Source organism: Pseudomonas sp. H3_E04, assembly GCF_054668915.1.
This window is the reverse complement of record NZ_CP162797.1, coordinates 1951143-1967726: the sequence shown is the minus strand read 5'-3', so window position 1 is coordinate 1967726 and position 16584 is coordinate 1951143. Positions and strand designations below refer to the sequence as shown.

The window sequence follows — 16584 nt, the reverse complement described above, 5'->3', positions numbered from 1 at the left end:
ACGATGGGCGGCGTTTTTTATTGCCTTGCAGCGTTAGGCTTGAACGACCGGGATCTTGGCGTTCGCAGCAGCTTCACGGAACTCGGCGATCTGGTCGAAGGACAGGTAGCGGTAGACATCGGCCGCCATGCTGTCGATCTTGCCAGCGTATTCCATGTACTCCTCGACGGTCGGCAGGCGACCCAGGATCGAAGCCACGGACGCCAGCTCGGCCGAGGCCAGGTAGACGTTCGCGCCGTCGCCCAGACGGTTCGGGAAGTTACGGGTCGAAGTCGACACCACGGTGCTGTTCGGCTCAACGCGTGCCTGGTTACCCATGCACAGCGAGCAGCCTGGCATTTCCATGCGTGCGCCGGCCTTGCCGTAGATGCCGTAGTAGCCTTCTTCGGTCAGTTGGTGAGCGTCCATCTTGGTCGGCGGCGACAGCCACAGACGGGTTGGCAGCTGACCCTTGACCTGATCCAGCAGTTTACCGGCAGCGCGGAAGTGACCGATGTTGGTCATGCACGAACCGATGAACACTTCGTCGATCTTCTCGCCAGCAACGCTGGACAGCAGACGGGCGTCGTCCGGATCGTTCGGCGCGCAGAGCACAGGCTCGTTGATCTCGGCCAGATCGATTTCGATGACTTCGGCGTATTCGGCGTCGGCATCGGCTTCCATCAGCTCAGGATTGGCGATCCAGGCTTCCATCGCTTGAGCGCGGCGTTCCAGAGTGCGGGCATCGCCGTAGCCTTCGCCGATCATCCAACGCAGCAGGGTGATGTTGGACTGCAGGTACTCGGTGATCGACTCTTTCGACAGCTTGATGGTGCAACCGGCAGCCGAACGTTCGGCCGAGGCGTCGGACAGTTCGAACGCCTGCTCCAGGGTCAGACCTTCCAGGCCTTCGATTTCCAGGATGCGGCCGGAGAAGGCGTTTTTCTTGCCTTTCTTCTCGACGGTCAGCAGACCGTTCTGGATAGCGAAGTACGGAATGGCATGAACCAGGTCACGCAGGGTGATGCCAGGTTTCATCTTGCCTTTGAAGCGCACCAGGATCGATTCCGGCATGTCCAGCGGCATTACACCAGTGGCAGCGGCGAACGCGACCAGACCGGAACCGGCCGGGAACGAGATGCCCATCGGGAAACGGGTGTGCGAGTCACCACCGGTACCGACGGTGTCCGGCAGCAGCATGCGGTTCAGCCACGAGTGGATGATGCCGTCACCCGGACGCAGGGAAACGCCGCCGCGGGTCATGATGAAGTCAGGCAGGGTGTGGTGAGTGGTCACGTCGATCGGCTTTGGATAAGCCGCGGTGTGGCAGAACGACTGCATCACCAGATCAGCGGAGAAGCCCAGGCACGCCAGGTCTTTCAGTTCGTCACGGGTCATCGGCCCCGTGGTGTCCTGAGAACCCACGGTGGTCATCTTCGGTTCGCAGTAGGTGCCAGGACGTACGCCCTGGCCTTCTGCCAGACCGCAGGCCTTGCCGACCATTTTCTGCGCCAGGGTGAAGCCCTTGGTGCTTTCAGCCGGAGCTTCCGGCTTCTTGAACAGGTCGAACGGCGGCAGACCCAATTCGGCGCGAGCCTTCTCGGTCAGGCCACGGCCAATGATCAGCGGGATACGACCGCCGGCACGGACTTCGTCCAGCAGCACCGGGGTTTTCATTTCGAAAGTGGTGATGACTTCGTCGGTACCGTGCTTGCAGACTTTGCCAGCGTGCGGGTACAGGTCGATAACGTCGCCCATGTTCATGTTCGACACGTCGAACTCGATCGGCAGGGCGCCGGCATCTTCCATGGTGTTGTAGAAGATCGGAGCGATCTTGCTGCCGAAGCAGAAACCGCCGGCGCGCTTGTTCGGCACGTACGGGATGTCGTCGCCGAAGAACCACAGCACCGAGTTGGTGGCCGATTTGCGCGACGAACCGGTACCGACCACGTCACCGACGTAGGCGATCGGGAAACCCTGGCCGCGCATTTCTTCGATCTGCTTCATCGGGCCGGTCTTGCCTTGCTCGTCCGGAACAATACCGTCACGGGCCATTTTCAGCATGGCCAGGGCGTGCAGCGGGATATCAGGACGCGACCAGGCGTCTGGCGCAGGGGAGAGGTCGTCGGTGTTGGTTTCGCCGGTCACTTTGAAAACGCGCAGGCTGATCTTGTCGGCCAGCACCGGACGCTTCTTGAACCACTCGCCGTCAGCCCAGGATTGAAGCACGGCTTTGGCGTGAACGTTGCCGTTCTTGGCTTTTTCCGCGACGTCGTGGAAGGCGTCGAACATCAGCAGGGTGTGCTTGAGTTCTTCGGCGGCGACTGGCGCCAGCTCGGCGTCGTCCAGCAGTTCAACGAGGGTGACGATGTTGTAGCCGCCCTGCATGGTGCCGAGCAGTTCTACAGCGCGTTTCTTGTCCAGCAGAGGGGAGGTGGCTTCGCCCTTGGCCAGGGCAGACAGGAAACCGGCCTTGACGTAGGCGGCTTCGTCCACTCCAGGTGGAACGCGATTGGTGATCAGGTCAACGAGGAAAGCTTCTTCGCCAGCCGGAGGGTTCTTCAGCAGCTCGATCAGGCCTGCTGTTTGTTCGGCGTTAAGCGGCTGGGGAACGATACCCAGGGCTGCACGCTCTTCGATATGTTTGCGGTAGGCTTCAAGCACAGTTATTACCCTCATCAGTGGTCCCAAATGGGTGTCCGGGACGCTCATCCCGAAATTGCCGTACTCATGCGCCTCACGACGTTGTGGGTCGTTCGGCCAGAATTACCGGCAATTCCTTACAGAAGCTGCTTTCAAAGTTTTACGCCTGCAGAACGGGGAGCTGATGAGGGTTGGCGTTGGGCTTTTCCCCGCTGGAAAAACCCTTCGCCAACACCGCTCTGAAGGAACGACTGTGCTCGTGACGCTTTGAAAACAGCTTCTAACGGACATTGGCGCCTTAAAAGGCTGGCTGATTCTACGGCAAAAAAAATTTAAAGGTAAGTCGCGCTCTATTGGACTTTCGTGGCAATCAACATGGCCGGAGCAAACCTGCGACGCTGGCGAGACCTTGCTGTTTGAGGGGTGATCAATGCCTGACAAAGGGCTAACATGCCGGCCTGTTCCGCGTTTCAGTGTTCTGCCCATTTATGCCCAATCAGACCATCAAGACCCCCTGCGTCGGCCTCTGCTCCACCGTTTACGGTGACCTGGTGTGCCGTGGCTGCAAGCGTTTCCACCACGAAGTGATCCATTGGAATGGGTACAACGAGGAGGAAAAGCGTGCGGTGTGGCTGCGTCTGGAGCAATTGCTGTCACAAGTGATGGCGAGCAAGGTCGAGATCTTCGATCCGGCGCGCCTGCGCGAGCAGCTCGAGCAGCGCAAGATCCGCTTCGTACCGCATCAGTCGGAATATTGCTGGGCCTATCAGCTGATCGCCCGGGGGGCGCGGGTGATCGTTAATCTCGAGGCGTACGGGATGGTGTTGCTGCCAGAGTTCCGCGACTGGAACCTGCCGGAACTGCGTGATGCCATTGATCGGGAATTCTTCCTGCTGTCGGAAGCGCATTATCAGCGCTACATCGCCCCGGGCTTTCTGAAAGACGCCTTCGGCGCCTGAACAGCAAAAGATCGCAGCCTTCGGCAGCTTCTACATGGGAATGCGTTCTACCTGTAGGAGCTGCCGAAGGCTGCGATCTTTTGCTCTTAATGTTTCACGGTCAGTTCCACCAGATGATCCTCAACCTCCTGCGGCTTGAGCACCAGCACATCGCTTTCCAGCGTATCCAGCACCGCTTCAGCGGTATTGCCGATCAACGCGCCTGACAAGCCACTGCGCGCCACTGTACCAATCACCGTCACGGCTGCCTGCAGCTTGTGCGCCATGAATGGAATCAGCACATCCGCCGGTCCCTCCTCGACGTGCAGGTGCTCGTCATCGACATCGAACTCAGCCTGAAACGCCCGGCACTGCTCGCGGTATCTGGCTTCTATGGTCGACTTGAGCTGAAACGTCGGGTCTGCCGCCGAGAGCATCGGCGACGGATGCGCGGTGATCACGTGCAGATGCGCCTTGGCCAGACTGGCGATGTCATAGCCGTGATCGATGATGGTGCTGTGCAAATGCCGGTGCTCACCGTCGGCATTGCCGACATCGACCGCAGCAAGAATCACTTTGTCCTTCCATGAGCCGGCGGTTTTCACCAGCAACACCGGAGTAGGGCAGTGACGCAGCAACTTCCAGTCCGCCGGAGTCAGCAAAGCCTTTTTCAGTGAACTGTCGGGGAAGTGCTGCTTGATCACCAGGCCGCAACCTTCGGCCTGCTGCACATCGATGATGGTTTCGTGCAGGCTCTCGTTCCACGCCTGTTCGGTGGTCACGCTGTAGCCTTCGGCGAGCAATGCAGCCTTGAGCACGCTGAGCAGGCCGGCGTGGTCATGCTTTTTGTCGCACACCAATAGGTGCAGATGAGCCTGGGTGACACCGGCGATCAGCTTGGCGCGTTTGAGCGCCAGGCTTTCCGCATGTTCAGGTTCGATGACCACCAGAATGCTGCGAATGGCTTGCATGAGCGGAGTCTCCAGCAAAGAAAAGGCACGGCGTTGCACAACTATAGTTGCTACCCGAACGTCTGCGACTTGATGCATATCAACAGCCGCTGCTGGTGGTCTGCGGGCAGGCCGGTATAATCGGCGCCCTTCGCTCGAACACCTTTTTACCGTGAGCCCCATGATCCTTCCCGAAATCCACGAATTCCTTGGCTGCCGCACCCCCGACGCTTGGGTCCAGGCGGCACTGGCCGATCAGGAAACCCTGCTGATCGACCACAAAAACTGCGAGTTCAAGGCCGCCAGTACCGCGCTGAGCCTGATTGCCAAGTACCACGCCCACGTCGACCTGATCAACATGATGTCGCGCCTGGCCCGGGAAGAACTGGTGCATCACGAGCAGGTCATGCGCATCATGAAACGGCGCAAGATCGAGCTGCGTCAGCTGCACGCCGGCCGCTACGCCTCGGGCCTGCGCAAAGTGGTGCGCAGTCACGAACCGGTGAAACTGGTGGATACGCTGGTGGTTGGTGCCTTCATCGAAGCGCGCAGCTGTGAACGCTTCGAAGCACTGGTGCCGCATCTGGACGAAGAACTGGGCAAGTTCTATTTCGGTTTGCTCAAAAGCGAGGCGCGGCATTTTCAGGGCTATCTGAAACTGGCCTATCAGTATGGTGATGCCAAGGATGTCGCGCAGGTGATCGAGCGCGTCCGTGCGGCCGAGCAGGAACTGATCGAATCGCCGGACGAGGAATTCCGCTTCCACAGCGGTGTTCCGGTCGCCGCGTGATCGGGTTGGAGCTGCCGCAATCCAATCGGACATCATTGTCGGATTGTAAAAAAATCTTAAAAGTATGAAACATCACCGAAAACCGGCCCGCGTGGCCGGTTTTTGCTGTCTGGCGTCAGCGCCTGATCAATGATTGCCCGCATAATATCGGCCCTTTCACATTTGGCTTGGCAACGGTCATTATGGATAACCTGGGTTTCGGCAAGGTGCTGCTGGTCGAAGACGATGAGCGTCTCGCCGCGTTGATCGCGCACTTTCTTGAACAACACGGCTACGAGGTACGCACGGTGCATCGGGGGGATCTGGCCGTGGCTGCGTTTCTCGAATTCAAGCCGAAAATGGTCGTGCTCGATCTGATGTTGCCGGGGCAGAGCGGGTTGCAGGTCTGCCGGGAAATCCGCAGCGTCTCGGACACGCCGATCGTGATCCTCACCGCCAAGGAAGACGACCTCGATCACATCCTCGGCTTGGAGTCCGGCGCTGACGACTACGTAATCAAACCGATCAAGCCGCCGGTACTGCTCGCGCGGCTGCGCGCGTTGCAACGGCGGCAGACGCCGGACACCAGCGTCGTCAGTTTCCTTGAGTTCGGGCAATTGAGCATCGACCGCAGTTGCCGTGAAGTGCGCTTGGCCGGTGAGCTGATCGAGCTGACCACCATGGAGTTCGAGTTGCTCTGGTTGCTCGCCAGCGCAGCGGGCAAGATTCTTTCCCGCGATGACATTCTCAATCGCATGCGCGGCATCGCTTTCGACGGCCTCAACCGCAGCGTCGACGTCTACATCAGCAAATTGCGCAACAAACTCAAGGACAATCCGCGCGAGCCGGTGTGCATCAAGACCGTATGGGGCAAGGGCTATCTGTTCAATCCGTTCGCGTGGGAGTTGTAGATGCTGCGTTTGTTTCTCGGGCTGTTTCTGGTGATGACGGTGGGTCTGGTGCTGGCCTTGCAGACCGTCGAACACACGTTCAACGCGTTGCTCGACAGCCAGATGCGCGATTACAACCGTGAAGCCGTGCGCGGTCAGGCTTGGTCGCTGGTCGATCATCTGCAAGGCCGTCAGGGTGCCGAGCGTGAGCAGAAACTCGATTCGTTGCGCGCCCATTACGGTTTGTCGCTGAGTCTGGTCGAGGCCGATCAACTGGCCCTGACGCCGCAGGAAAAAGCTGAACTGGCGCACAACCTGTTGGTGATCCGCGACGACTACACGCAGTTCATCAGCAACATCGACGGCGGCTCGCAGTTGCTCAGCATCAAGCTCCCGCCCGAGCCGAGTCTGATGCCGTTCTACATCACTGCGGCGTACATGATGTTGGCGGTGTTGATCGGCATCGTTCTGTTTTTCTGGGTGCGTCCACACTGGCGCGATCTGGAAAAGCTGCGCCTGGCGGCCGAGCGTTTCGGCGATAATGATCTGTCGGTGCGCATCCAGTTGTCGCGGCGCTCGAACATCCGCGATCTGGCCGAGCACTTCAATCTGATGGCGGCGCGCATCGAGGGCTTGATCGCCAACCAGCGCGAACTGACCAACGCGGTGTCCCACGAATTGCGCACACCGATCGCGCGGCTGTCGTTCGAACTCGATCAGCTCAAGCAGCAGCCCGACGCGAGCCAGAATCGAGAGCTGATCGCGGACATGTACGCCGACCTCGGCGAACTCGAGGAAATGGTTTCCGAGCTGCTGACCTACGCCAGCCTCGAGCACGGTGCGATGGTCATCAAAAGGGAGACTATTCAGGCGGTCGACTGGCTCGATAGCGTCGTCGGTAGCGTGGCGCTGGAAGCTGAAGCGGCTGGGGTACAGTTAGCGATTGCAGGTTGCCAGGTTGACACTGTCAGTATCGAACCGCGTTTCATGGCGCGCGCGGTGATCAACCTGCTGCGCAATGCCATCCGCTATGCCGAGCAGCGTGTTGAGGTATCTCTGCTGCGCAATGGCGATGACTATGAAGTGCGGGTCAGCGATGACGGGCCGGGCGTGCCGCTGGATGGCCGGGAAAGAATCTTCGAACCGTTTTCACGACTGGACGCCAGCCGGGATCGTCGCACCGGGGGTTTCGGCCTGGGCCTGGCGCTGGTGAGGCGGGTGTCGCAGTCCCATGGCGGGCAGGTTCAGGTCGGCGATTCGGTGTGGGGTGGGGCGCTGTTCAGGATGACCTGGGCGCATCTGGATTGAATGATATTGCCTGACCCGGTCCCTTCGCGAGCAGGCTCGCTCCCACAGGGGATCGCATTCCAAATGTGGGAGCGAGCCTGCTCGCGAAGGGCGCGGTTTTCAGCGGGTCACACCGAGTCGCTCATGCCACTGGGCAATCGATTCCTCCGGGTACTCATCAAACTGCTGATCTTTGGCCTTGGCCTCGACTTCAACCCACGGCGCTTTTGACCCGAGCATCAGGTGCGTGTGTTCCGGCGGCACCGGCAGCGGCGTATCGATCGCCGAGGCGAATGGATGAATCAGTTCTGGCCACTCCGGGCTGAACAGCCAGAGGCCGCTGCCGCATAGCGCACAGAAGTGGCGTTCGGCGCCGCTGCGATGGGCGCGCTTATCGCCGTCGGCTTTCATTTTCGCGTGATAGACGCTGATGTTTTTGCGCCCGCGAACCTTGAGCGTGGTCGCGTCGCCGCCAAGGTTGATCGCATAACCGCCGCCGCCCTGGGTCTTGCGGCAGATCGAGCAATAGCAGCGTTGATAGGGATAAGGATGGGCGCTGTCGAGGCTGAACATGACTGCGCCGCAATGGCAGGAGCCTTCGAGGTGCATGGTGCTCTCCTGTGTCTGAATGATCCGGTTCAGCCTAGAACATTTTGCGTGGCGCTTGTCGGTGTGATGCGACCGGCGGGCGCAGCGTCTAGCCCCAGTGTCCCCGCGATCCCATGGGGCGAGACTTTCGGAACCCGGCATGCAAGCGTTGTTGAACGAGATCCTTGACGCGGTCCGGCCCCTGATCGGGCAGGGCAAGGTCGCTGACTATATTCCCGCCCTCGGCACGGTGCCGGCCAACCAGTTGGGCATCGCCGTGTACAGTAACGACGGCGAAATGTATTGCGCCGGCGACGCTGAAACGCCGTTCTCGGTGCAGAGTATTTCCAAGGTGTTCAGCCTGGTGCAGGCCATCGATCATTCCGGCGAAGCAATCTGGGAACGGCTTGGCCATGAGCCGTCCGGCCAGCCGTTCAATTCGCTGGTGCAACTGGAATTCGAGCGCGGCCGCCCGCGTAACCCGTTCATCAACGCCGGGGCGCTGGTGATCTGCGACATCAACCAGTCACGCTTCGCGGCGCCGACACTGTCGATGCGTGATTTTGTCCGGCGTCTGTCCGGCAACCCGCAGATCATGATCGACGGCAAGGTCGCCGACTCCGAATACCAGCACCGCGCGCGCAATGCCGCGATGGCCTATCTGATGCAGTCGTTCGGCAACTTTCACAACGATGTCGAAGCAGTATTGCGCAGCTATTTCAGCCACTGCGCGCTGCGCATGAACTGCATCGATCTGGCCCGGGCGTTCTGCTTTCTGGCCAATGACGGGTTCTGCAAGCACAGCGGCGAGCAGATCCTGACGCGCCGCCAGACCCAGCAAGTCAACTCGATCATGGCCACCAGCGGTCTGTATGACGAGGCGGGCAACTTCGCTTATCGCGTCGGGCTGCCGGGCAAGAGCGGGGTTGGCGGCGGCATCGTTGCGGTGGTGCCGGGGCAGTTCAGCGTGTGCGTGTGGTCGCCGGAGTTGAATGCGGCCGGCAACTCGCTGGCGGGGATGGCGGCACTGGAGTTGCTGAGTTCGCGTATTGGCTGGTCCGTCTTCTGAAGACACACCACGATTTTCAGTGTGGGAGCGAGCCTGCTCGCGAAGAGGTCGGCACATTCAGCATCGATGTCGTCTGATCGGACGCTTTCGCGAGCAGGCTCGCTCCCACAGGGTGCAGTGTTGCTTTGCAGGATCGTGTTCTATACATTTTCCGGCCGCCCTCTGCATGGTGAATCCGCTTCATGTCTCTTGCGCTCGAACGTCTAGTCGCTGGCACGCCGATCCCTTTCGCTGGTAACCGCGTCACCGTGGTCAGCCCCGAACTGGCCGCGCGGTTTCAGCCCGGTGACCATTTGCTGGTCGAGCAGGTCAGTGGCGAGTTGTTGCTGATCCCCGTCGCCGATCAGCAGGCCGCCTCGGTGGCAATCGAGCGTGCGGCTGGGGCATTCACAACGTTGTCGGCGGTGTCCGATGAAGCCATCAGCCAGTTTTTCGATCTGTTCGCTCAGCGCCTGGAAAACCCTGAATGCTGGGCGCAGATCGAAGCCGCCAACCGCGCCGACATCGAACGGGCCAAGGCTCGCGGTCGCTCGACCACACGTCTGCTCGCCGATGAACGCATGCGCCGCGACATGATCGCCGGGCTGCGCGCGTGGCGTGATGCGCCACCGACGCGTGGCAAAGTGATCAGCAGTGTCGAGCACGACGGCTGGAAGGTCGAGCAAGTGGTTTCGCCGCTGGGCATCGTCGCGTTTGTCTTCGAAGGCCGGCCCAACGTATTTGCCGACGCCGCCGGGGTGTTGCGCACCGGTAATACGGCTGTGCTGCGCATCGGCAGCGATGCGTTGGGCACTGCGCAAGCCATCGTCACTCACGCGCTGAATCCAGCACTGGCCGAAGCCGGCTTGCCGGTGGGCGCGGTGTCGTTGGTCGAAAGCGTCAATCATGCCGCCGGTTGGGCGATGTTCGCCGATCGACGTCTGTCGCTGGCGGTAGCGCGCGGCTCGGGCCGTGCGGTCAGTCAGTTGGGCAGCATCGCCCAGCAGGCCGGCACCGCCGTCAGCCTGCACGGCACCGGCGGCGCGTGGCTGATCGCCGAGCGTGATGCCGACGCCACTCGCTTCGCGGCGGTGGTGCGCAACTCGCTTGACCGCAAGGTCTGCAACACCCTGAACGTCTGCCTGATTCAGCGCGAACGCGCCGATGAGCTGGTGCCGCTATTCCTCGATGCCTTGAAAGACGCCGGTACTGCGCGCGGCCAAGGCTGCAAATTGCACATCGTCGCGGGCAGCGAAAGTTGCCTGCCAAGCGAATGGCAGAACGCAACGGTCGAGGTTTATCGCGCCGAGGGTTACCGGACCGAAGCGCTGGCCGAATCCTTGCCCGAGTCGGACCTGGGCCGCGAGTGGGAATGGGAAGAAACCCCGGAAGTCAGCCTGATGATCGTCGACGATCTGGATCAGGCGATTGCGCTGTTCAACCGTTACAGCCCGCAATTCACGGTGTCGTTGATCAGCGAGGCTGCGGCGGTTCAGGAACGCTTCTACAACGCGGTGAATGCGCCGTTCGTGGGCAACGGCATCACCCGTTGGGTCGATGGCCAGTACGCGTTGAACAAGCCTGAGCTGGGCCTTTCGAACTGGGAGAGCGGGCGCCTGTTCGCGCGCAGTGCGATTCTTTCCGGTGACGGTGTGTTTACCGTGCGCAGCAGGATGACCCAGGTTGATCTCACGGTAAAACGCTAACGTGAAATGCGGACCGCACCGTGTAGGAGCTGCCGAAGGCTGCGATCTTTGGTCTTGATTTACATCCCAGGATCAAAGGCTCGTCCGAACGCGGCCCGAGCCTTCGGCAGCTCCTACAGGGGCGAGTCAGGCGGCGTGGTAGATTTGCGCGCTGATCGCGCATGTCTCAGGTTGCTCGGCCAGCGGCACAAAGGTGCGACGATCGGCAGAGAGCGCGTCGATCGAACCGGTCTCGATGTCGTATACCCAGCCATGCAGATTCAGCCGCCCTTGCTCCTGGGCCAGGCGCACACTCGGGTGGGTCTGAATATTCGCCAGTTGCGCGATCACGTTCTCGCGCACCATTGAACTCAATTTCGCCGCGTCGCTGCCATGCACGCGGGCTTCGTTCATCACCTTCGCCGATTCGGCATGCTGCAACCAGCCGCTGACGGCGGGCAGGTGATCCATGCATTTGCACTGGGCAATCGCGGTCATTGCGCCGCAATCGGAATGGCCGCAAATCACGATGTCGGTCACTCCCAACACCGCCACCGCATACTCCACCGTCGCCGAGACGCCGCCCGGATGAGGGCTGTAGGAAGGCACGATATTGCCGGCGTTACGGATCACGAACAGTTCGCCGGGCTCTTGCTGGGTCAGCAGCTCAGGTACCACACGGCTGTCGGAACAGGTGATGAACAGCGTGCCGGGTTGCTGAGTGGTGGCCAGATGTTTGAACAGTTCGCTGCGTTGCGGGAAGGCTTCGTTCTGGAATTTCAGGAAGCCGTCGATCAGGGCTTTCATGGGCGTGTTCTCTTTGGCGGGGATCGGATGGCCCGCACGCAAGGTGCGGGCCGGGCGTGTCAGAACGGGCGCAGCGGCAGGAATTTGCCGTCGAGGGTGACCACGGCGCGGGAGCCACCTTCCGGGTCTTCGACTTTTTTGATGTCCAGTTTGAAGTTGATCGCGCTGATGATGCCGTCACCGAATTGCTCGTGAACCAGCGCCTTGAGCGTGGTGCCGTAGATCTGGATCATCTCGTAAAAACGGTAGATGGTCGGATCGGTCGGCACGCCGCTGAGGCTGCCGCGCAAAGGAATGATCTGCAGAGCGGCGACGTCATCGGCACTCAGATCAAGCTTGTCGCCGACCACTTGGGCCGCGTTTTCCGGCAGCGGATGCTGGCCGAGCAGGGCGGCGGTGACATAAGCCAGGCTGAGGCCGGTACCGTCGGCGAGATCCTGCCACGACAGATCTTTTTTCGCCTTGGCGTCGAGAACGCGGGTGGTCAGGGCCAGGCTGTTGTCGTTGTAGGCGTGGGACTGTTGCATGGTGTCACTCCTTTCAGGGGTTGGCTTGCGGTGTGGGAGTTATCTTGCGCCGGCCAATCCATAGCGTCCAAGTCCGATATACAATGCTGCGCATAAGTCTTGCCTATAGATGGTGTTCTCATGCTGCTGCGACATTTGCGTTATTTGCTCGCCGTTGCCGATCATGGTGGCTTCACCCGGGCCGCTGAAGCGCTGCATGTTTCGCAGCCGACGCTGTCGCAGCAGATACGGCAATTGGAAGAAACCCTCGGCGTCAGCCTGTTCGATCGCACCTCGCGCACGGTGAAACCGACCGATGCCGGCACGGCTTACATCGAATGCGCGCGGCGCGTGCTGGTGGAGCTGGAGGCGGGGCAGCGCGCGTTGCACGACGTCAAGGATTTGTCCCAAGGCACGCTGCGCCTGGCGATGACGCCTACGTTCATGGCGTATCTGGTCGGGCCGCTGGTGCGTGATTACAGGGCGCGGTTTCCCGGAATTCATCTGGAAATATTCGAGCTGTCGATGGACGATATCGAGGCCGGCCTCGCCGATGACTCGCTGGATGTCGCGATCGCATTTACACCGGTGCGCAATGCCGAGATTGAATGTCTACCGGCATTTACCGAAACGCTGGGGATCGTGGTCGGGCTTGGGCATCCGCTGTATGACAGCCGTTCGGTGTTGATGCCGACGCAAGTTGCTTCACTGGATTTCGCCCTGCTGGCGCCGGGCTTCATCACGCGGTTATCGGTGGATGAGTATTTCCGTCAGCAAGGGATTACGCCGCAGGTGCGGATTGAGGTGAATTCGGTGAGTACGTTGCTGGAAGTGGTGCGGCATGCGCCGCTGGCGACTATGTTGCCCGAGGCGATTGCCAGCGAAAACCGGGCATTGCGCCGGTTGCATGTCCAAGGGGAAGCGCCGCAGCGGGGGGCGGCGTTGTTGCGGCGCAGGAATAATTATCACAGTGCGGCAGCGTTAGTGTTTGTTGATCTTGTTCTGGAAACGCATAGGGCATGAACAACACCACAAAGTTGCAGGGTGAGTTCTGGATGTAAAAAGGGCCTGCTTCTAATCGAAGCAGGCCCTTTTTTGCTGAAGCGTTATTCAATACAACCGATCAATCACCCGAACTTCATTCTGGTTTTGCAACGAATCCCACGCCTGCTTCAGCGTCTGCAGCACACTGCCAATGAAGTCCTTGTCGGCCGCAGCCTTCTTGCCGACATAACCGTGGCCGCGGCGGTACATCTTCAGGCGGGCCAGCAGGTTCTGGTGGTTGCGGTCGAATTCTTCTTCGCCAGCGTGGGGCGACAGGCAGTCAATGTGCACCTGGCCCGACTTGCTGATCCAGAGAATATGGCTGTCGTGGCTGTCTTTCTGTGCCGCGAACATACGCGCCAGTTCTTCGATGGTGGGTTGATTGTTCAGATTCATTGTTATGCCCCTTGACCAGTCTGGTGATCTTTCAAAGTTGATTCGCTAATACAGGTAGCCCATCGGTTAGTTGATCCCTGGCACCGAAACCAGGACGTCAGCGCTCGCCCGTATGAAGTACGGGGTCATGCATCTGTTGCATGTAGTCGTGTTGAATAACTGCTACGCAATAGCGTCACAACGAGGAGAAGCAGCGAAAACCGGGAGGCTCCTTGACGACATATCCAATGTCGGCCACAAGCGTCTTGAGAATTTTCGCCAGCGCTTCTCGTCCTTGTACTGGACGTTCAGGCCAGGTCAGCTTCTTCAATCTGCCTTGTGGGCAGCGTGTATCCGGAAAAAACAACTCGGCGGTCAGACGAGTTTGCTCAAGCGTGTTACCAGTGCTCCCGATCGGGGAACGTCTTCATCATGCAAAAGCAAAACGATGCCGTCAACGGTTTTGTAGTGATTATTTTCAAGCACTACATATTGTCGGACAAAGCTGTTTTGGAATGAGAAAAGATTCGTTTCAGCAACCTGGAATAGGGAAACGCAAAGGATTCAGCGGGTCGCCGGCCGCGCCGTGCGTTTGCGCGCAGCGGCGGTTTTGCTGGCCGTCGACTTGCGCTTTTTCTTCCACGGCGCTGCGGCTTTGCCGGCGGGAGGCGGGCCGCTGATGGTCAGGCTGAGGGCTGAGCAGCGCGTGACCTGCTTGCTCATCCATGCGGCCTGTTTGGTAACGAATTCTTCCAGACTCATCTCACCGCTTTGCACCATGTCCAGCGCCTGTTCCCAGATCGCCGTGGTGCCGGGATCGGCGATTGCGCGCGGCACCGCATCGATCAGGCTGAACGCCGCAGGTGTCGCCGCCAGTGCCTTGCCGTTCTTGACCAGATAACCGCGATCAAGCAAACCCTGAATGATCGACGCGCGGGTAGCTTCGGTGCCGATGCCGGTGGTGTGTTTGAGTTTCTGTTTGAGCAGCGGATCCTCGACCAGTTTGGCGACGTTCTTCATCGCCTTGATCAGATCGCCCTCGGTGTAGGGTTTGGGCGGTTGCGTCCATAGGTCTTTGAGGTTCACCTTCGCCACAGCGCATTCGATGCCCTGGCTCAGAGTCGGCAAGGTTTGCGGTGCCGGTGCTTCGCGGCCTTTCGCCGGGGCCAATGCCTCGGGTAGCGCGCGTTTCCAGCCCGGTTCGATGATTTGCTTGCCCACCGCGCGCAATGCCTGCCCGTTGCAGTCGAAGTCGGCCTGGGTGCGATCGTATTCGTGATTGGGCAGGAACTGCGCCAGATACCGCGCGCGAATCAGCGTGTACACCGCACGATGCTTGCCGGTCAGGCGTTCGAGGTTTTTCGCCGCGATGGTGGGGATGATGCCGTGGTGAGCGCTGACCTTGGCGTCATTCCAGGCCCTTGAGCGCCGCTGCGGTTCGAGAAAACCCTGCAACGCTTCAAGGCTCGGATCGGCCTGGCGCAACGCTGTGAGGATCGACGGCGCCTCACCGTGTTGACTCAACGGCAGAAAGCCGCAATCACTGCGCGGATAGGTGATGACTTTGTAGGTTTCGTAAAGGGCCTGGGCGATATCGAGGGTTTCCTGCGCGCCGAGGCCGAGCTTCTTCGAGCAGACTTCCTGCAAGGTGCCGAGATCGAAGGGCAGGGGCGCCACTTCACGCATGCGCTCGGTTTTCAGCTTGATCACCCGTGCGCTGTCCGCACTGCTGATCGCCGCCGCTGCTTGTTGCGCCAACGCCTGATTCAGGCAGCGATCCTGATCATCGCAAACGTCTGATGGTGCGCGCCATTGCGCGGTAAACGCCGTGCCGTTGTGCAGTAGATCCACATCGATTGCCCAGAACGGCACCGGGACGAAGTCGGCGATGCTGCGATCGCGGTCGACCACCAATCGCAGGGTCGGCGTTTGTACTCGTCCTACCGGCAACACGCCCTGATAACCCGACTGCCGGCCCAGCAAGGTGAACAGTCGGCTCATGTTCATGCCGATCAGCCAGTCCGCCCGCGAACGGCCCAATGCCGAGTGATACAGGCTGAACGTTTCGGCTCCCGGCTTCAGCGCAGCCAGGGCCTTGCGAATCGACGCCTCGTCCAGCGCCGACAGCCACAAGCGGCGGATCGGCCCGCGATAGCGGCAGTGCTCGACCAGTTCCCGGGCGATCATCTCGCCCTCACGGTCGGCGTCGGTGGCGATGATCAGTTCGCTGGCCTCGCCCAGCAGACGCTTCACCGCTTTGTACTGGCTGGCGGTGCGCGGCTTGACGGTCATTTTCCATTTGTCCGGAATGATCGGCAGATCGGCCAGCACCCAGCGCTTGTAGCGCGCGTCGTAGGCGTCCGGCGGCGCGGTTTCGAGCAAGTGGCCGATGCACCAGGTCACTGTGACATCCGTCCCCAGCCAGCAGCCGTCGCCGCGACGCCTGGCGCCAAGCACAGCGGCAATATCTTTGGCCTGAGAGGGTTTTTCACAGAGGTACAGCCGCATAGCTTCCATCGCTGGTTTGTTTGTGAGGACGGCACAGGATGGCGGGAGTTGGCGGCGGGAGCAACTTTTATCTGTATGGATATACAGATAAAACCGTTGCAGGAGGTGTTGCCGTTCGGCCGTAATCCCGACCGGATCAGAAACCATCAGCTATACCTGAACCGGTCTCTTCGCCGTCTTCAGGAGAACCCCATGAAAAGCCCCGGCCCCGTGATCAGCGTTGAACAACTCAGCGGCTGCCTGCTGGTGAAATTCCACGGCATCCAGGTCGCCGCGTCTTCCCACGCGCTGATCCTCAATGAGGCCAACTACCCGCCGGTCTACTACATCCCCCGCGAAGACATCGACGAGAAATATTTTGCCCGCACCGACCACACCAGCTATTGCCCTTACAAGGGCGACGCCAACTATTTCAGCCTGCAAGTGCCCGGACATGAGGGGGCCAATGCGGTGTGGACGTACGAGAACCCCAAGGTCTCCGTCGCACCGATCCGCGACTACGTGGCGTTTTATCCGGACCAGGTGAAATTCGAAGTGATCAAAGCGGACGCCTGAGGCAAAAAATGG

15 protein-coding genes are annotated in these 16584 nt (G+C 60.2%); 8 read left to right on the top strand and 7 right to left on the bottom strand.

Annotated elements, in window-relative coordinates; all coding sequences use genetic code 11:
• Window positions 1-33: 33 nt before the first annotated feature.
• Window positions 34-2643, bottom strand: coding sequence for a bifunctional aconitate hydratase 2/2-methylisocitrate dehydratase (acnB, locus tag AB4N53_RS08815; RefSeq protein ID WP_039763151.1), 2610 nt, complete (start codon window positions 2641-2643; stop codon window positions 34-36).
• Window positions 2644-3110: 467 nt separating this feature from the next.
• Here acnB and AB4N53_RS08810 point away from each other — a divergent pair, with 467 nt between their 5' ends.
• Window positions 3111-3581 carry a DUF1289 domain-containing protein gene (locus AB4N53_RS08810; protein ID WP_101155227.1) on the top strand — a complete coding sequence of 157 codons (471 nt, stop codon included), beginning with the start codon at window positions 3111-3113 and terminating at the stop codon, window positions 3579-3581.
• Between the two features lie 86 nt (window positions 3582-3667).
• Here the strand turns inward: AB4N53_RS08810 and AB4N53_RS08805 are convergent, their stop codons facing one another.
• Window positions 3668-4531: a universal stress protein gene (locus tag AB4N53_RS08805; protein WP_460119852.1), complete on the bottom strand. Its 864-nt coding sequence runs from the start codon at window positions 4529-4531 to the stop codon at window positions 3668-3670.
• Window positions 4532-4691: 160 nt separating this feature from the next.
• Here AB4N53_RS08805 and AB4N53_RS08800 point away from each other — a divergent pair, with 160 nt between their 5' ends.
• The 3 genes from AB4N53_RS08800 to AB4N53_RS08790 all read left to right on the top strand — a co-directional run bounded on the left by AB4N53_RS08800 (window position 4692) and on the right by AB4N53_RS08790 (window position 7477).
• Window positions 4692-5300 (top strand): MiaE family protein, encoded by a 609-nt coding sequence (locus AB4N53_RS08800; RefSeq protein WP_041480839.1) that lies wholly within the window; start codon window positions 4692-4694, stop codon window positions 5298-5300.
• A gap of 182 nt (window positions 5301-5482) precedes the next feature.
• Entirely contained in the window at window positions 5483-6190 is a 708-nt protein-coding gene (locus tag AB4N53_RS08795; protein WP_460119850.1) for a response regulator, read from the top strand.
• Window positions 6191-7477, top strand: a complete 1287-nt coding sequence (locus AB4N53_RS08790; protein WP_460119848.1) for an ATP-binding protein — start codon at window positions 6191-6193, stop codon at window positions 7475-7477.
• Window positions 7478-7576: 99 nt separating this feature from the next.
• Here AB4N53_RS08790 and AB4N53_RS08785 read toward each other — a convergent pair whose 3' ends face one another.
• Window positions 7577-8065, bottom strand: a complete 489-nt coding sequence (locus AB4N53_RS08785) for a GFA family protein (RefSeq protein ID WP_460119846.1) — start codon at window positions 8063-8065, stop codon at window positions 7577-7579.
• A 139-nt stretch (window positions 8066-8204) separates the two neighbouring features.
• Between AB4N53_RS08785 and glsB the strand changes: the two genes are divergently transcribed.
• Both glsB and AB4N53_RS08775 read left to right on the top strand, forming a co-directional pair.
• Window positions 8205-9113 (top strand): glutaminase B, encoded by a 909-nt coding sequence (gene glsB / locus AB4N53_RS08780; RefSeq protein WP_024013269.1) that lies wholly within the window; start codon window positions 8205-8207, stop codon window positions 9111-9113.
• 182 nt (window positions 9114-9295) lie between these two features.
• Window positions 9296-10798, top strand: a complete 1503-nt coding sequence (locus AB4N53_RS08775; RefSeq protein ID WP_460119844.1) for an aldehyde dehydrogenase family protein — start codon at window positions 9296-9298, stop codon at window positions 10796-10798.
• A gap of 126 nt (window positions 10799-10924) precedes the next feature.
• On the opposite strand, the gene AB4N53_RS08770 is transcribed toward AB4N53_RS08775, so the two are convergent.
• Both AB4N53_RS08770 and cynS read right to left on the bottom strand, forming a co-directional pair.
• Window positions 10925-11584: a carbonic anhydrase gene (locus tag AB4N53_RS08770; protein ID WP_460119842.1), complete on the bottom strand. Its 660-nt coding sequence runs from the start codon at window positions 11582-11584 to the stop codon at window positions 10925-10927.
• A 59-nt stretch (window positions 11585-11643) separates the two neighbouring features.
• Complete coding sequence (cynS, locus tag AB4N53_RS08765) at window positions 11644-12111, bottom strand: cyanase (RefSeq protein ID WP_041480833.1); 468 nt, start codon at window positions 12109-12111, stop codon at window positions 11644-11646.
• Window positions 12112-12231: 120 nt separating this feature from the next.
• On the opposite strand from cynS, the gene cynR reads away from it, so the two are divergent.
• Window positions 12232-13113 (top strand): transcriptional regulator CynR, encoded by an 882-nt coding sequence (gene cynR, locus AB4N53_RS08760; RefSeq protein ID WP_460119838.1) that lies wholly within the window; start codon window positions 12232-12234, stop codon window positions 13111-13113.
• 87 nt (window positions 13114-13200) lie between these two features.
• Here cynR and AB4N53_RS08755 read toward each other — a convergent pair whose 3' ends face one another.
• Window positions 13201-13530, bottom strand: a complete 330-nt coding sequence (locus AB4N53_RS08755) for a hypothetical protein (RefSeq protein WP_129999998.1) — start codon at window positions 13528-13530, stop codon at window positions 13201-13203.
• Between the two features lie 543 nt (window positions 13531-14073).
• Complete coding sequence (locus tag AB4N53_RS08750; protein WP_460125397.1) at window positions 14074-16017, bottom strand: DNA topoisomerase III; 1944 nt, start codon at window positions 16015-16017, stop codon at window positions 14074-14076.
• Window positions 16018-16209: 192 nt separating this feature from the next.
• Between AB4N53_RS08750 and AB4N53_RS08745 the strand changes: the two genes are divergently transcribed.
• Window positions 16210-16572, top strand: a complete 363-nt coding sequence (locus AB4N53_RS08745) for a DUF427 domain-containing protein (protein ID WP_460119836.1) — start codon at window positions 16210-16212, stop codon at window positions 16570-16572.
• Window positions 16573-16584: the final 12 nt, after the last annotated feature.

What these genes read in the sequence shown, in the direction of transcription:
- AB4N53_RS08805 (WP_460119852.1), bottom strand. Translation starts at nt 4,531, where the DNA reads ATGCAAGCCATTCGCAGCATTCTGGTGGTCATCGAACCTGAACATGCG.
- AB4N53_RS08810 (WP_101155227.1), top strand. Translation starts at nt 3,111, where the DNA reads ATGCCCAATCAGACCATCAAGACCCCCTGCGTCGGCCTCTGCTCCACC.
- cynR (WP_460119838.1), top strand. Translation starts at nt 12,232, where the DNA reads ATGCTGCTGCGACATTTGCGTTATTTGCTCGCCGTTGCCGATCATGGT.
- AB4N53_RS08750 (WP_460125397.1), bottom strand. Translation starts at nt 16,017, where the DNA reads ATGCGGCTGTACCTCTGTGAAAAACCCTCTCAGGCCAAAGATATTGCC.
- AB4N53_RS08785 (WP_460119846.1), bottom strand. Translation starts at nt 8,065, where the DNA reads ATGCACCTCGAAGGCTCCTGCCATTGCGGCGCAGTCATGTTCAGCCTC.
- AB4N53_RS08800 (WP_041480839.1), top strand. Translation starts at nt 4,692, where the DNA reads ATGATCCTTCCCGAAATCCACGAATTCCTTGGCTGCCGCACCCCCGAC.
- AB4N53_RS08790 (WP_460119848.1), top strand. Translation starts at nt 6,191, where the DNA reads ATGCTGCGTTTGTTTCTCGGGCTGTTTCTGGTGATGACGGTGGGTCTG.
- AB4N53_RS08745 (WP_460119836.1), top strand. Translation starts at nt 16,210, where the DNA reads ATGAAAAGCCCCGGCCCCGTGATCAGCGTTGAACAACTCAGCGGCTGC.
- AB4N53_RS08770 (WP_460119842.1), bottom strand. Translation starts at nt 11,584, where the DNA reads ATGAAAGCCCTGATCGACGGCTTCCTGAAATTCCAGAACGAAGCCTTC.
- AB4N53_RS08755 (WP_129999998.1), bottom strand. Translation starts at nt 13,530, where the DNA reads ATGAATCTGAACAATCAACCCACCATCGAAGAACTGGCGCGTATGTTC.
- glsB (WP_024013269.1), top strand. Translation starts at nt 8,205, where the DNA reads ATGCAAGCGTTGTTGAACGAGATCCTTGACGCGGTCCGGCCCCTGATC.
- cynS (WP_041480833.1), bottom strand. Translation starts at nt 12,111, where the DNA reads ATGCAACAGTCCCACGCCTACAACGACAACAGCCTGGCCCTGACCACC.
- AB4N53_RS08795 (WP_460119850.1), top strand. Translation starts at nt 5,483, where the DNA reads ATGGATAACCTGGGTTTCGGCAAGGTGCTGCTGGTCGAAGACGATGAG.
- AB4N53_RS08775 (WP_460119844.1), top strand. Translation starts at nt 9,296, where the DNA reads ATGTCTCTTGCGCTCGAACGTCTAGTCGCTGGCACGCCGATCCCTTTC.